Below are 15,419 nucleotides of genomic sequence, written 5' to 3' on the forward strand. Positions count from 1 at the left end.
AGGATCGTGTCGGTTGTCTGCGACCGGGCTCCACCGCCAAATAGGGACCACCAGATCGGTCTTGGCATCGAGACCGGTAATTGCTCCATCCCAGATGAGAACAGGAGGCCGACGATGAGCGATACCCGTCCATCCATGACACACGCAACCGGCGCGCCGGTCGCCGACAATATCAACATCATGACCGCGGGGCCACGCGGCCCGGCGTTGCTGCAGGACATCTGGCTCATCGAGAAGATGGCGCATTTCGACCGCGAAGTGATCCCGGAGCGGCGCATGCATGCGAAAGGATGGGGCGCCTACGGCTCCTTTACAGTCACGCACGACATCAGCCGCTACACCAAGGCAAAAATCTTCTCGCAGGTGGGCAAGAAGACGCCGATGTTCGCGCGCTTCTCGACCGTAGCCGGCGAGCGGGGCGCGGCCGATGCGGAGCGCGACATCCGCGGCTTTGCGGTCAAGTTCTACACCGACGAAGGCAACTGGGACATTGTCGGCAACAATACGCCAGTCTTCTTCTTCCGCGACCCGCTGCGCTTCCCAGACCTCAACCACGCCATCAAGCGCGATCCGCGCACTGGTCTGCGTTCGGCCGATAACAACTGGGATTTCTGGTCGCTGCTGCCCGAGGCGCTGCACCAGGTGACGATCGTCATGTCCGATCGCGGCATCCCCAAGAGCTTCCGGCACATGCACGGGTTCGGCAGTCACACCTTCTCGATGATCAACGCCGCCAACGAACGTGTCTGGGTCAAGTTCCACTTCCGTACGCAGCAGGGCATCCAGAATCTCACCGATCCCGAGGCGGCGGCACTGGTCGCCAATGATCGCGAGAGTCACGGACGCGATTTGCTCAATGCGATCGAAAGTGGCGAGTTCCCCCGCTGGACGATGTTCATCCAGGTGATGACCGACGAGCAGGCCAGGGGACATAAGCATAATCCCTTCGATCTCACGAAGGTGTGGCCGAAGGCCGAGTATCCGCTGATCGAGGTCGGCGTGATGGAGCTCAATCGCTGGCCGGACAATTATTTTGCCGAGGTCGAGCAGGCCGCGTTTTCGCCGGCCAATGTCGTGCCCGGTATCGGCTTCTCGCCGGACAAGATGCTGCAGGCCCGCCTTTTCTCTTACGCCGATACCCAGCGTTATCGGCTGGGGGTGAATTTCAATCACATCCCGGTCAATGCGCCGAAGTGCCCGTTTCACAGCTATCATCGCGACGGCGCAATGCGCACCGATGGAAACCTCGGGGCGACGCCCAACTATTGGCCGAACAGCAAGGGCGCATGGATCGATCGCGATCCGCGGCTGGCCGAGCCGCCGCTCGAATGGTCCGGCGCGGCGACGCATTGGGACCATCGCGTCGACGACGATCATTACGAGCAGCCCGGCAACCTCTTCCGCAAGATGACATTGGGGCAGCGCCAGGTGCTGTTTGAGAACACGGCGCGCGCGATGGGCGACGCGCGGCTCGAGGTCAAGCAGCGCCACATCGCCAATTGCATGAAGGCCGATGCGGCTTATGGCGCAGGCGTCGCACAAGCGCTCGGCCTTACGCCAATGGACATCGCCGCCGAATAGCGGCGGTGATCGGCCCGTCTACGATCCTAGCCATCGCGTGGCGGCTCGCGCCGCCCCACTCAAGAAAAGGAGCCATCTAATGCCTGAGATCATTGCCGGCATCCGCGTGCCGGACAGCGCCATCGCCCGTGCAGCGACACAGCTCGTGCGCGACACAGAGGACGACCTGCTCTACAACCACAGCCGCCGGGTCTTTTTTTGGGGGGCGCTGACGGGCGCGCGACGCGGCCTGAATTACGATCCGGAGCTGCTTTACCTCGGCGCCATGTTCCACGATATGGGGCTGACCGAGAAATATTCGAGTCGCGACCTTCGCTTCGAAGTCGATGGCGCCAATGCCGCGCGTGACTTCATGAAGAGCTACGGCGTGCCGGAACGCGAGGTCGAGGATGTCTGGACCGCGATCGCGCTGCACACAACCCCCGGCATCCCCGAACACATGCGCCCTACTGTCGCGTTGGTTACCGCCGGCGTGGAGATGGATGTGCTCGGTATTGCCTATCATGACTTCACGCACGAGCAGCGGGACCACGTCTGCTCGCATCATCCACGTGAGGCAAACTTCAAGGAGAACATTATCGATCACTTCGCCAAGGGCATCATCAAGAAACCGCTGACGACGTTTGGAAACGTCAAGGCCGACGTGCTGGCACTTAAGGACATGAACTATGTCCGCGGCAACTTTTGCTCCATTATTCTCGGCTCCGCCTGGTCGAGCTGAATGGGCGCCGTAGGGAAGCGCTGGAAGATGAGAAAACGGGCATATCAGCAGCCGCCTTTGGTGACAGCTCGGCTGTGCAGCGTTGATGCACGTCGGACTATTACGCTTGTAACCCGATTTCGAGCTTCGCAATTGCTTCGTAACTATCCCGGCTCAGAACTGCGAGCGTTGAGTTGTGGAGTGCCAATTGGGTAAGCTCGTACTGTCATCCGCCCCGTCTTCGCCGCCGCGAAACACAACGGGTTTGAATGCCAATCGCCGCGGACGCGTGACATCCGAAAGGCAGCACCGGCTCGAGCGAGCCGGTGCGTTGTTGAGGATACTCGAGCATCGGACTGCCATCCGGGAGTTGGGAACGCTCATCGCTCGGAAGGGGCGGTTAATCTTACGACGCAGTACGTTTCCTGATCGATCTGCGATAACACGCTGCCGACGGCTGCCTCGCTAGGATCGCCGCCCGCGCGAATCGCCGAAAGACTCCATTCTGCTCGATCTCTCGCACCGTCATCTTGTCCAGGAGTGTCATGCAGAACTTCGTTGTATTGTTCGCGTTGTTTGCCGTCGCCGTGCTATTGGCCTGGTTTGGTTTCCGCACTTGGCGAGCTAAAAGCCGCATCATCAAGTGGGGCGGCGGAGGGCTTTTGGCGCTGCTATTCGTTGTCGTCTTCTCCGTCGGCGTGCTCACGTCGTTGGGGATGATCAAGCAGCACAGCCGTTCGGCGCCCGTCCCGGACATCAAGGTTGCGGCTACGCCGGAACTCATTGCGCGAGGCAAGGATATCGCTGACGGACTTTGTGGGGCCTGCCATTCACACACGGGTACGCTAACCGGCGGCTACGATCTTGCTGTAGAACTCCAGATACCAATTGGATCATTCGTGGCTGCAAACCTTACGCCGGTCGGGCCATTGAAGCACTGGTCCGATGGCGAGATCTTCCGCGCCATCCGGAACGGCGTTGACGCGGAGGGGCGCTGGCTGACAATGATGTCCTACATCAGGGCCGGCCGACTAAGCGACGACGATATCAAGGCTGTGATCGCGTATATTCGCAGCTTGCCTGCGGCAGGAGAGCCCACGCCGGATCCGCCCGACCACATGAATATGCTCGGTCTCGTCATGCTCGGCGCTGGCATGCTTCCAGCCGGCAAGCCGATCGTCACGGGACATGTCTCAGGGCCGTTGAAGGGGCCCACGCGCCAGTTCGGCGAGTACATCCTGAGCTATCAGGACTGCCGAGAATGCCACGGCGAGAACCTGACCGGCGGCGTGCCCGGGCAGTTGGCACCCCTCGGGCCTGACCTGAGCTTCGTCAAGGGTTGGACCCTCGCCGGATTCGTCGCCGCCATGCGCACCGGTATTGATCCTAACGGTCATCAGATCAGCGAGCAGATGCCATGGCGTTCGGTCGGAAAGATGGACGATGACGAATTGGCCGCGATCTACCAGTATCTCGCGCAAATGCCCAACTAGTAGTGCGGGTTAGCATAGTTCATTTGAATATCCCGACGAACTCTTCGCCGATCGCGCATCAGGCCCCTTGGGGTGTTCGGAAGACACATCACTTGGACCTTGAGCGCGTAGTGCGATCCTGTGCGGATTGTTAGTCTCGGGTCGAGCATCGGACCGCTTCTGCGACAACAGCGGCGAGCAAAAATAGGCTTGTGCTTACGGTCAGATGCTCAAGCGCTCGCCGATACTGGACCGAACCTCCGGCCACCTCAGTCTAGGAGAAAATGAACATTGGGATTATTGTCGCGTCTGTTCGTTTTGGTCGCACTTTCGCTTCTGCCCGCAATCGGAATCCAATCGTACAACGAGTTTACTCTCCGCCGTTCGCTTGAGCTACAAGTGCAAGAGCAGGCGTTTGGTTTTGCCAAGCTGGCGGCTGCGCAGCAGTTACAGATCGTTGAAGGAATCCGCGAAGTCCTGATCGCCCTGTCCGAACTGCCCGCAATCAAGAAAAAGGACGCAGCGGCATGCAGCTGGTATCTCTCGGCGATCCAGCAGCGTTACCCTGCATTCCTTACCTTCATCGTGGTCGACATGAATGGCCAATCCTTTTGCGGCACTCATGGCAGGAGGGTCAACATTGCCGGCCGAACGTATTTTGCGGAAGCCGTTCGAACCGGAAAATTCACAGTTGGCGAATTCTCGATCGGGCTTTCGACCGGGCGCAAGGTCGTTCAGTTTGCGTTGCCCTTTTACGGCGAGGATGGGCGCATGGCAGGTGTCATCGAGGCCCCTCTCAGCCTGGACTGGCTGGCCGACTTCATCCGCCGAGTTAACATCCCGCCTGGCGCAGCGCTGGCCGTAACAGATCGGAACGGCACTTATCTGGCACGCTATCCGGACAACGACCGGTTTGTCGGCCGAAAGATGAGCACTGCCGAAGCCTCGAGGGAGCAGGGTGGCGTTCCCAATGATCTTGAGGACGCTGATGGCGTGGAACGCATCGTGGGTTACTCGTCCTTGCAACGAGAGTCCGGCGGATTCGCGATTGCATTCGGGCTCGATAAGGCTTTGGCATTCAGAGACATCGAACGTCGTACCTTGCTGGGCATCCTGCTGATCATAGCAAGTACGTCGCTGGTGTTGATATTGACCTGGGTTGGTGCCCGAAAGTTCATCAAAAATCCGCTGCAGCAGCTGATTGACGCCGCCAATCGATGGCGAGACGGTGACTATGCGCGTCGAGTGGAAATCCGCGATCAGCGCTCGGAAATTGCGGGAGTCGCTGACGCATTCAATTCGATGGTGGATGCGCTGGACGAACGCGAGCGTCAATTATATAGAGCGAAAGAGGGCGCCGAAAAGGCTGCGGCCCGAATTACGACCATATTTGAGAGCGCGACGGATTGTGTCCTAATCATCGATCGGGATTGGAGCATCAGTTATCTGAACGACAGAGCCAAGAGACGGCTCGCCGCGGGGCGTCAGCTGGTCGGCATTGAAATAGGGCAGGCCCTTGCTGAGGACGTGGAAATCGAGACTCTGCACCGCATTCGGGGGGCAATGCAGCAGCAGCAGCCGACGTCCTTCGAGACCTTCTGCGTTCGTCATGGCTTGTGGTACGAAGTGAGTGCGTTCCCTTCCGAAGAAGGTCTCATAGTCTTATTTCGGGATGTGACGGAGCAAAAGCGCGCCGTTGAGGCTCGCCGACACATGGAGGAGCAGCTTCATCAAAGCCAAAAGATGGAGGCCGTCGGCCAATTAACGGGAGGTGTCGCTCACGATTTTAATAACCTCTTGATGGTGATAGCCGGAAAGCTCGAACTTATCGAGGAATGTGCAGGAAACAGAGAGAGCATTCGGCAGCTTGCGGCAGCTGCACGGAAAGCCGCCGATCGAGGCGCAAGCCTAACTGCCCAGTTGCTCGCGTTTTCGCGTCGGCAGACCCTAAGTCCAAAGGCGATCTATGCCGACCGGCTGATTCTAGACTTTCAGGATTTCATTCGCCACGCACTCGGGCAGGGTTACGCACTCAAAATACAAGCTGATGAAAAGCTCTGGGCGTGCGACGTCGACCCTGCACAGCTCCAAACGGCGCTGCTCAATTTGATCCTGAACGGACGGGATTCCATGCCTGGCGGCGGCTCGTTGGAGATCGAGGCGCTGAACGTCGAGCTGGAGGAACAAACGGCAGGCGAAATCGCTCCTGGCCTGTACGTTAAGATTGCCGTCAAGGACAAGGGATGCGGCATGAGCCCCGAGACCCTAGAGCGCGTGTTCGAACCCTTCTTCACTACAAAAGACGTGGGCAAAGGGACTGGGCTCGGCCTCAGCATGGTTTACGGCTTCGTCCGGCAGTCTTCCGCGTATGTCACAATTGACAGCGCACTTGGCTTCGGAACTACGGTTAGCCTCTATCTGCCAAAATCTGCCCGCGAGCCTAATGTTGAGGACGAAGCCCCACGTTCTCAGGACAGCCAGCTCAGTGCGGGACGCGTCCTCCTGGTCGAGGATGACGATGATGTGCTGGATGTAACATCCGCGATGCTGAGCAAACTCGGCTATGAGGTGCATTGCGCCCGGGACGGCCTTGAAGCGATCCGCTTGCTCAAGGGCGAGAAGAAATTCGACCTGCTGTTCACTGACGTCGTGATGCCGAGCGGAATCAACGGAATTGAGCTTGCTCGCGAAGCGACCAGGCTCTGCAACGGCATCAAGGTTCTGCTCACTTCAGGCAATCCAGCGGACGTGATGGCTCGACACAGCGCGGGAGGCGAGTTCCCCATCATAGGCAAGCCGTTTCGCCGCGCGGACCTAGCAGAGTATGTACAACGGACGATCGATGCGACCTGAGAGTGCATTTGGACGAGCCGTCCCCACCGGCCGCGTCGGCAGCCAGAGGCCATCCGTTGTCGCACCACCACCGGGCGGCGCCCACCACAATGTAGGCAGGAAAGCGGGTGCGTCAGCACGCGAAGATGGCTTTTGGCGGCCTCTCGGCAAATCCGACGAGCACAGCGAGCAATAGTATGATGCCGATGCCAGCCTGCGCCGCATAGATCAGCCGACAGCTGCCGAGCCTCAGCAGCGCGGCACTGTCGCCGCGTGAACGGAATGCAGCAGCATAAACTGCCGATCCAGCTTCTTGCAAATCCGCGGGAGACCCCGATCCAACCCAGGCTCTCCTTCCCTCAAGCGCAATCCCGGAACCAATATGCAGACCAACGCTCCCGGTATCATTCTTCGCCTGCTCGCCGCTGCGTCCCTCGCCTTTCTCACGAATGCAAGCGCGACCGCCGCATCGCTCAATGAGATCTACAAGACGATCGCGAACGCACGTTTCGTCGATCTGACCCACAGTTTTGGGACGGACACTCCGGTCTGGGCCGGGTTCGGACAGGCCAAGATGACACCGGCCGTCGATCCCGCGACCAAGCGGCCGTACACCATCGCAAGCGACGGCTTTCGAACCACCTATTACGAGATGGTCGGACAATATGGTACACATGTCGACCCGCCCGCGCATTTCGACGAGCATGGGATCACCATGGATAACATCCCTCTCAAGCAGATGATTCTACCGCTCATCGTGCTCAACGACACGCCCTATCTCGCCAAGGACCCCAACCACGCTTTCTCACTGGATGATCTGCGCGCATGGGAGCGCAAGAACGGCCATGTGCCGGCCGGCGCGTTCGTCGCGCTCCGGACCGACATGTACAAGGACTGGGACAGCAATCCAGAACGCTTCAAGCGCGCCCCGTTTCCCGCCTGGAAGCTCGAAACCATCAAATTCCTCTACGAGCAGCGACATGTCACCGCCACCGGTCATGAGTCCATGGATACGGATACGACCGACAAAATGGATTCGGAGACGTACATCCTGAAGAGTGGACACTATCAGATCGAGGTCATGGCGAATCTCGATCAAGTACCGGAAAAAGGCGCACTGATCGTTGTCACTTGGCCCAAGGTCAAAGACGGCCTCGGGTTTCCGGCCCGCGCCTTCGCTATCGTGCCGTAATTGAAGTTCGGCAAACATGCGTGGCTGCCGGAGCATTGCCGGCAGGCGTGCTAGGTGAGACGAGGGCGCGTGTCGAGCATCGTCTTCGCATAGTCAAGACCGACAGCGGAGGCGCCGCCGAGCATTCTGTCACGACGATCACCGGATTAGCAGTCGTTTTCACCATTTCGGACTGATTGCGTCCGGGAACGAGATAAGGATTGCACCTTCTGGCAGGTGGGAAGGCCATGGCCCTTGGTTGCGACGTGACAGAGAGGGAACAGGTCAAGGCTCCGGTGGACGCGGTGCTCGCTGAGCAAGGAAAGCTTGACGTGATTGTCAGCAAACCCTGGGATCATGCCCGGGCGGCCAATTCTCTAAATTTGTGCATCGAGTTAAAGGCTGACGACCACCGCTTCAAACAGCCGCCTTCAGTGGCTCATAAGTCTGCCGGTAGCGCTTCGGCCCGATGAATGGAAAAAGGGCCTTTCGAACGAGTGGAGGTAATTTGGCCGCCTTCGACATCGCGTCGGTCAGAGCTTGAACATGAGCCACACGTGATCGCCGCTGTGCTTCGAAATCGGCGAGGGCCGGAAGCTCGGCGGGAATCGTAGAAAGCGAGCGAGCGAGAACTATGGCGTCTTCAAGCGCGAGCGCTACGCCTTCCGCCCAAACTGGTGCAGTGGCGTGTGCAGCATCGCCGATCAGCACCGCTCGGCCGTTATACCAGCGGTTCAGGCGGACTTCCTCCAGCGGAGAATGGTAAAGCGCATTAGGTCGCGCAACCACATCCAGCACGGTATTTCGGACGCGCTCGGGAAACTTGCATGTGAGCCGATCCAGCGCTTCCGGAGAATCGCCTTGCGAGAATGGTCGCGTGTTGGCCGCCCACCCATAGACTTCGCGGTCATCGACGGGCATGAGAAGCACCATTCCTTCGTCACCGACCCAAACGGTCCAGCAATCGACGCCTGGATTCGGCGCCATGAAACGCCAACTCCTTTCCGCGAGCAGGGCGTGCCCCGGACCCCACTGCGTTCCGAAGGCTTCCGTGCGGATCGTCGAGCGGACCCCATCAGCGCCGACAACCAAATGAGCGGCCAGATTGGTCCCGTCTGTCAATCCAAGCTCGGCATGCGTCGAATGTAACGTCATTGATTGGACGTCAGCGTCATAAAGGAGTGAGGCTTCGGGCAAGTCGTGGGTCAGCATCGAAAGGAGGACAGAACGCCGAATGCTACGTGGCCGAAGCGCCGGGCCCCAAAAAGCGTCCTCATCGATTTCGAACAGAAGCTTGTCGCTAGCGGTGCGATATTCCCGACGCCGCAAAGGATGTCCGAACTTCTCAATCGGCTCTCTTAGGCCAAGTGCCGAGAGTGCCTGGATCGCGTTCCCCGGCAGGTTGATGGCTAGTCCACCATCGGACGGGGTTCGCCGGCGCTCGATGATACGAAAGGGAAGGTCTCTTCGCTGGAGAGCCCGACCAAGCGCGGATCCGGCAATTCCGCCTCCTACAATGAGAAGTGAGTTTTCGTACGAATAGGACAAACGTTCCTCAACGGTCTTACTACGTCCAGAAGCGGCTTCTTCGGAGGGGGCGCGCTCAGGCTATCAAATCGATCATGGCCTGGATGTGGAGCCACGCTCTTCACCGCGCTAAGCGGTTATCTCGATACGGTCATCTCTTCGTGAATGAGGGTAGGGCCCTTCCTTCTTGCTCTCACGCCATGCCGACAACGCCTACTACAGCTGCGAGCAGAGATAGAGGAGAAACACGTTACGTTTGACACAAACGAAAGGAAAATCGAATTGATCGCAACTTTTAACTTCCAGAGGCCGCCGCTTGGCCCTTTGCCGAGGCGAAGACGCACGGCCCGTTGGCAGCTCCTGCCGGCCCTTCGCGCGCCACACGCGGCTGTCGCTACGCTCGAGCGCGCCTTGGGGCAAGACTACCGGCGCCGCCGAGCGCGCGGTTGAAAAATCTCCCAGGCGCCGTCTCTGCGATCATTATGAAGCTGCTCGCCAAGACTGCTGAGGAGCGTTACCAGACCGCAACCGGCGTCGAGCGCGATCTGCAGCGCTGCATCGTCGAATGGGAAGCCCGGCGGGTCATCGGCGACTTCCCACTCGGCCGACAGGACACGCCCGACCGGCTGGTCATCCCGAGAAGCTCTACGGTCGGACGCTCGAGATCGAGAGCTTGCTCGCCGCGTTCGACCACATCGTCAAGAGCGGCGTTCCGGAGCTGGTGCTGGTCTCCGGCTATGCCGGAATCGGCAAGTCCTCGGTCGTCAATGAACTGCACAAGACGCTGGTGCCGCCGCGCGGGCTCTTCGCCGCAGGCAAGTTCGACCAGTACAAGCGTGACATCCCCTATGCGACGCTCGCTCAGGCCTTTCGCGTTTGAAAACGCTGCGAACTTTATGCGTCGAGGCCTAACTTGACAGGGAGGTGCCGTAAGTGAAGGGGATTCATCTCGTAGATGAAGTAGTTTCACTTCCAGGCAGACGACAAGCCGCTTAGCTGGTTGGAAGGTCAGTTGATCCCAATGCGGCGCGCGGTCGATCCAGGCACCAGCGATCGTTGCGATCGCTGACGACCTGCTGTGAGCGCACGACGTCACATGAAGCTCGCCGCGCAATTGGGCTCGGCCCACCGGTGCCCGCAAGGGAGGCACTCATGAACTTGCAATCGAGCGGCTCAAGCAGGGACTCGACTGCACCCGTCCCCTTGGCCGGAGGCCTTGGGGGCTGAAGACGATACCGCCCGGTGCCGAGACGCTCACCTTCTGGCTTGCCGTCGTGGTCCTCGTCATCATCTTTGCCGGCGGCCTGTTCGGTTATGACCAGGGTGTGATTTCCGGCGCGCTGCCCGGCATCAAATCGACATTCAATCTCAGCGTGCTGATGCTCCAAGTGGTGACGAGCTGGGTCAATTTGGGCGCGCTCGTCGGATCACTGATCGCGGGCAACGTGGGCGATGCGATCGGACGCAAGCGCACCTTGATGGTTGCCGGCGCGCTCTTCACACTCGGCGCGGCCGTGCAATACTTCGCGCCCGAGGCGTTCGTCCTGGTCGCGGGACGTCTGGTCATCGGCATTGGCGTCGGGGTCGCTGCGGTCGCCGCACCCCTCTATGCCGCCGAGCTCGCGCCGGCGAGCCTTCGCGGCCGATTCATCTCGAGCTACCAGCTTGCGCTGACGATCGGAATATTCCTGGCCTATCTCGTCAATGCGCATTTGTCCGCGAGCGGTAACTGGCGGATGATGCTGGGGGCGGCCGCGGTGCCTGGACTCTTGCTGTTTGTCGCCGCGCTGGTGACGCCGCAATCTCCTCGCTGGCTGATCATGAAGAATCGGCGCGCCGAGGCGCGTGCCGAAGCGCACAAGGTCGAGCCACACATCGACGTCGACGCGCATCTCGACGCGATTGAGCTCGCATTTCGCACCGAGGAAAAGCCCGCTCCGTGGAGCGAGATATTACACCGAGAATGGCGCCGTCCGCTGCTCATCGCGGTCGGACTTGCGATGTTCCAGCAAATTACCGGCATCAACGCCATCATCTACTATGCGGATCAAATATTCGGCTCGGCAGGATTTGCATCGGCCGAGTCCCAGGCCGAGGTGACCACCTGGGCGATCGGTGGCGTGAATGTGCTCGCGACCTTGATCGCCATCGCCTTCATCGACGATGAGGGGCGCCGCAAATTGCTGCTGACCGGCCTTATCGGAATGGGTCTGAGCTTGGTCGTGGTCGGCGTGGCGTTCGAGTTCATCGGAACCGCGGGCCAAGCTCCCGCGGCGGGTGGGCCCACTCTGGCGGGCACTGTCACGGTTGCGGCCCTCATCGTATTCATTGCAAGCTTCGCGTTTTCGCTCGGCCCGGTGGTCTGGACCGTCATCAACGAGGTGTTCCCGGCGCGCGTGCGCGGTCGCGGCGTTGCGCTCGCCACCGCCGTCAACTGGGGCTCCTCCTATCTCGCGAGCCAGTTCTTCCTGTCGCTCGACGAAGCCGTCGGGAGTCCTTTGACGTTCTGGCTGTTCGCGCTGGTGTGCGCGATTGCCTGGGTCTGGATCTATCGGTCGGTGCCCGAAACCAAGCGGAAATCGCTCGAAGACATCCAGCGGATGTGGGCAGTGCAAGGATGAACCGTCGAGACGGTATCCGCCTCCATGAGAAGGGGAGACGACCAATCCCGTATTTGCCGCGGTCGTGCGGCCGTTTCGACTTGGCATTGTCGGCGGCGCCAATGTCCCCGCTGCACATGCCGTCATTGTGCCTCAATGGGGCATGTTGCAACCTCTGGCGAACGATCAGCAACGAACGATCTCTGCCCAAGTCTCTGCAGACCCGACTGGGGTCCAGGTGGCGCGTTGCGCATGCGATGCGCGCGATCGACGAGGTTGCCTCGGGGCGAACGACGGTCTATCTGATTACCGGGGACCGCGCCGGCGACGGATGGCATCCGACCTCGATGTGATGATCGAGAAGGCCAGCCGCGTGAACAGCAGAGTTAGCGCGGCTGTCAGGGCGAGGTTGACGACGATAGTGTCAGCATCGAGGTCGCACCTCAGTCAGGCCTTTTTTCTTCACTAGTCGTCCGTTAAGAAGCCGATTTGAGCGCGGTTGGGGCGGCGAGCAGTCGCATCAAGGCGTTCAAGATCAAGCGTAGCAGAAGGCTAAGCCAGGCGAGGACGAGGCGGAGATTGTGGCCGACGGCAGAGAGGATGACGTTGGCCGCATCGCCCTCGCGGCCCTTGAGATAGCAGCGGCCGAGTTGACCGTCGGTCTTCATGTGTCCGATCACGGGCTCGATGGCTGAGCGGCGCTTGAGCTCGCGTTTGATTGCGCCGAAGACGCCCCGCTTCTGGCCGGAGATGAAGACGCGGCGCGGGTTTTCGGTTTTGTGGCCGCGATAGCCCTTATCGACATAGCCGCGCTCGATCGCGCAACCGGTGAGCTTCTCGGTGGCCTCGATGACGTCACCGAGCGTGTGGCCGTCATATGGGTTGCCCGGCAGCGCCTGGGCGTGCAGCACAAACTGGCCGCCCGGAGCGCGGGCGTTAGTGGTCACGATCGAGGCTTTGACGCCGAACTCATAAGGCGCCGAGGCCTTGCCCTTGCCGATGCATTCGACCTCGGGCGCGTGGAAGGAATAGAGCTTCCAGCCACGCTGGCGCTGCTCCTGGGAGCGGATTTGCGCGGCGCGCAAAAGCGCCTGCTCGAAGGCAGCCTCAAGCTCCGACTGACCTCCGATCTTACGGCGGATGTCGCGGATAAGCCGGCCGAGCCAGGTTCGCAAGCTGCGCAATTGCCGACGATGGCGCTTGAACTGCTTGGCGTGGGCATAGCGCCCGGCCATCATCGCCGCCCGCTTGGCGATACGCAGATAGGACTGCCGCAGCCGCACGCCGTGCGCGCGTGCCAGCCGATTGAGGCCCTTGATCGCCGCATGGACGAGCTTGGCGTCGGTCGGGAAGGTGATGGCCTTGGGCTGAACGGTGGTGTCCACCGTCACCCGCTTCAGATCGCGCGTCCGCAACGCGCCAGTCTCATGCGCTACCCTCAGGCTCTCGGCCAGCAACAGCTCCAGTTTGCTACCAAGCCGCTTGCGCCAATGGCTGAGGCCGGAACGCTCGTGCGGGAACTCATGCTGGAAAAATTCAAAGCCGGTGAAGTGCTGGAAATACGGGTCGTAGACCCAGCGCTCGCAGACGCCTTCGTCGGACAAGCCGTAGATGTGCTTGAGCAGCAGCAGCCCGATCAGGAAGCGGCTCGCCACGCCCGGCCGGCCCTTGTCGCTGTAGAGCGGTGCGATCTCGCGATCGATCCAATCCCAGTCGATCTTGGCGCCGAGCTGCACCAGCTCGTGCTTCAGATTGATGATCTGATCCAGCCTGGCGCGAAACAGATCGCCTTCCGCTGTCGGTTCCGACTTTTTCGGTCGCATCGGTCCCCTCCGCTGCGACCACAGAATCATGCCCGGCGATTCGAGGGATCTCGAAAACGAAATTGCAAGCTTTCGAGGCCTCAACCCTCGAAAGCTTGCAATCTCAAAACCGCAACCGGCGCCAAAAACCGATTCCCGCTCAACGGCCTCGGCTCATTTTCACGGACGACTCACTAGCCGCAGCTTGGTCCACGAACCAGAAGAGCTCACCAACCGGTCTTACGCGGGACGCAGGAGCAGCGCTGCTCCCCGCGCGGATTGTCCGCAAGATGGCAGCCTTTTCTCGGCCCGTCACCAGAAACGCTACACGGTGGCTGCTGTCGATCACCGGATAAGTCATGGTGATGCGAGTCTCGGGGCGCCCGTGCGAGACGGCCGCCACCCATCGCTGACGCTCCTCCAACACCGGCTCTCCAGGCAATAGCGAAGCCGTATGGCCATCGGCACCAAGGCCAAGAAGGGTCACGTCGAAGAGCGGACGGGTCGGATCGAGGATCTTCCCGCCGTACGCCTCTTGCAGAGTCCGTTCGTAGCGACTGGCCGCGTCCAGCGGGCTCCCGTCGGTGGGGATCGGACGAATATTCTCAGCTGGCACCGGTGCCTTCGTAAGCATCGCTTCACGGACCATGCGATAGTTGCTGTCGGGATGATCATGGGGAACGAAACGCTCATCTCCCCAGTACCAGAAGACACGCTGCCAGGGGAAACGGGCGCTGAATTCATCACTCGCGAGAAGTTGGTAAAGCGTCTTCGGTGTCGACCCGCCGGAAAGCGACACCCGGAATTTGTCCTTCGCGGCGAGCGCAGCCGCGGTCATCCATTCGGCCACACGGCGGGCCAATGCCGCCGGATCGGGAAGTATTTCACAGCGATCACTGGTCTCGCCCATGGCTGCAAGCTCAATCAGACGAACCTAGAATGAAATGCTCCATCGCCTCGGCAAAACCCTCGTCATTGTAGGAGCCAGCCGTGGCATCGGCCTGGACCTTTACCTCATCGGAAGCATTTCCCATCGCGATGCTGAAGCCGGATTTCTTGAACATCAACACGTCATTTGGTTGGTCGCCAATCGTGGCTATTTCACCGGCCGGCACATTCAAATGGCTTGACAGATAATCGACGACAGAACCCTTGTTCGCTTCCTTGTTGGTAATGTCGAGATAGTAGGGTTGTGACCGCGCCGCCGTCGCGTGCCGTCCGAAGGCAGCTTGGGCATCTGCCTCGCAGCGCCGCACCTTGTCGAAATCGTCGCTGACGCCGACGATCTTGGCAACTTGGTCGAGCTCTTTGCCGACATCCGCCACGATCTTCGGTTCGAATTTGACGGTCCAAGCCTCACGCGCGACATGCGGGGCGTCCGCGTTCGTGATCAACCAGTCATTGCCGCGATAGACCCAGGCGTCGAGACCATGCTTGCGAATGAGATCGACGGCCTCGCTCGCCACAGCAAGAGGCACCGTCTTTTGCTCCAGGATCGTGAGATCCGGTTTGACGAAGAGCCCGCCGTTGAAGCCGGCGATCGGCGTATCGAGCTCGAGCAAGTCGAACAGCATGGCCATGCCGAGTGGCGGCCGGCCGCTGGTGATCGCGAAGCGGATGCCGGCGTGTCGCAACTGGCTGACAGCGTTCTGCGCGCGCCTCGTCAGGACCTTCTCCTCGTTAACGAGCGTGCCGTCCACGTCTGCCAATACAAGGGAAATCTTCGGCATCATC

10 protein-coding genes and 1 pseudogene are annotated in these 15,419 nt (G+C 60.2%); 7 read left to right on the plus strand and 4 right to left on the minus strand.

The annotated features are described in order from the left end of the window. Window positions 1-114 precede the first annotated feature (114 nt). The 5 genes from P6U23_RS11605 (at window position 115) to P6U23_RS11625 (ending at window position 7,777) form a co-directional block, all read left to right on the plus strand. Window positions 115-1,581 (plus strand): catalase, encoded by a 1,467-nt coding sequence (locus tag P6U23_RS11605; RefSeq protein ID WP_407179896.1) that lies wholly within the window; start codon window positions 115-117, stop codon window positions 1,579-1,581. Window positions 1,582-1,660: 79 nt separating this feature from the next. Next, window positions 1,661-2,302, plus strand: coding sequence for an HD domain-containing protein (locus P6U23_RS11610; RefSeq protein WP_407181418.1), 642 nt, complete (start codon window positions 1,661-1,663; stop codon window positions 2,300-2,302). A gap of 524 nt (window positions 2,303-2,826) precedes the next feature. Beyond that, window positions 2,827-3,774, plus strand: a complete 948-nt coding sequence (locus tag P6U23_RS11615) for a c-type cytochrome (protein ID WP_407179898.1) — start codon at window positions 2,827-2,829, stop codon at window positions 3,772-3,774. 270 nt (window positions 3,775-4,044) lie between these two features. Further along, window positions 4,045-6,606, plus strand: coding sequence for an ATP-binding protein (locus P6U23_RS11620; protein ID WP_407179900.1), 2,562 nt, complete (start codon window positions 4,045-4,047; stop codon window positions 6,604-6,606). Between the two features lie 361 nt (window positions 6,607-6,967). Continuing rightward, window positions 6,968-7,777, plus strand: coding sequence for a cyclase family protein (locus tag P6U23_RS11625; RefSeq protein ID WP_407179901.1), 810 nt, complete (start codon window positions 6,968-6,970; stop codon window positions 7,775-7,777). Between the two features lie 396 nt (window positions 7,778-8,173). On the opposite strand, the gene P6U23_RS11630 is transcribed toward P6U23_RS11625, so the two are convergent. Continuing rightward, a complete protein-coding gene (locus P6U23_RS11630; protein WP_407179903.1) occupies window positions 8,174-9,304 on the minus strand; it encodes an FAD-dependent oxidoreductase in 1,131 nt (376 codons plus the stop codon). 395 nt (window positions 9,305-9,699) lie between these two features. Between P6U23_RS11630 and P6U23_RS11635 the strand changes: the two are divergent. Beyond that, window positions 9,700-10,157, plus strand: a pseudogene (locus P6U23_RS11635) (AAA family ATPase); the annotation flags it as partial. A gap of 358 nt (window positions 10,158-10,515) precedes the next feature. Continuing rightward, on the plus strand, window positions 10,516-11,904 hold the full coding sequence (locus P6U23_RS11640; RefSeq protein WP_407181419.1) for a sugar porter family MFS transporter: 1,389 nt from the start codon (window positions 10,516-10,518) through the stop codon (window positions 11,902-11,904). Between the two features lie 455 nt (window positions 11,905-12,359). On the opposite strand, the gene P6U23_RS11645 is transcribed toward P6U23_RS11640, so the two are convergent. From P6U23_RS11645 to P6U23_RS11655, 3 genes are all read right to left on the minus strand, one after another. Further along, window positions 12,360-13,706, minus strand: coding sequence for an IS5 family transposase (locus P6U23_RS11645; protein ID WP_407175043.1), 1,347 nt, complete (start codon window positions 13,704-13,706; stop codon window positions 12,360-12,362). 139 nt (window positions 13,707-13,845) lie between these two features. Continuing rightward, window positions 13,846-14,595: a 6-phosphogluconolactonase gene (pgl, locus tag P6U23_RS11650; protein ID WP_407179905.1), complete on the minus strand. Its 750-nt coding sequence runs from the start codon at window positions 14,593-14,595 to the stop codon at window positions 13,846-13,848. Window positions 14,596-14,605: 10 nt separating this feature from the next. Then, window positions 14,606-15,418, minus strand: a complete 813-nt coding sequence (locus tag P6U23_RS11655) for a Cof-type HAD-IIB family hydrolase (RefSeq protein WP_407179907.1) — start codon at window positions 15,416-15,418, stop codon at window positions 14,606-14,608. Between the last annotated feature and the right edge of the window lies 1 nt (window position 15,419).

Source organism: Bradyrhizobium sp. STM 3562 (genome assembly GCF_045571435.1).
Lineage (GTDB): Bacteria > Pseudomonadota > Alphaproteobacteria > Rhizobiales > Xanthobacteraceae > Bradyrhizobium.

Bases quoted from the DNA above. Each gene is read 5' to 3' on its own strand.
- P6U23_RS11655 (WP_407179907.1), bottom strand. From the start codon at position 15,418: ATGATGCCGAAGATTTCCCTTGTATTGGCAGACGTGGACGGCACGCTC.
- P6U23_RS11645 (WP_407175043.1), bottom strand. From the start codon at position 13,706: ATGCGACCGAAAAAGTCGGAACCGACAGCGGAAGGCGATCTGTTTCGC.
- pgl (WP_407179905.1), bottom strand. From the start codon at position 14,595: ATGGGCGAGACCAGTGATCGCTGTGAAATACTTCCCGATCCGGCGGCA.
- P6U23_RS11605 (WP_407179896.1), top strand. From the start codon at position 115: ATGAGCGATACCCGTCCATCCATGACACACGCAACCGGCGCGCCGGTC.
- P6U23_RS11625 (WP_407179901.1), top strand. From the start codon at position 6,968: ATGCAGACCAACGCTCCCGGTATCATTCTTCGCCTGCTCGCCGCTGCG.
- P6U23_RS11610 (WP_407181418.1), top strand. From the start codon at position 1,661: ATGCCTGAGATCATTGCCGGCATCCGCGTGCCGGACAGCGCCATCGCC.
- P6U23_RS11615 (WP_407179898.1), top strand. From the start codon at position 2,827: ATGCAGAACTTCGTTGTATTGTTCGCGTTGTTTGCCGTCGCCGTGCTA.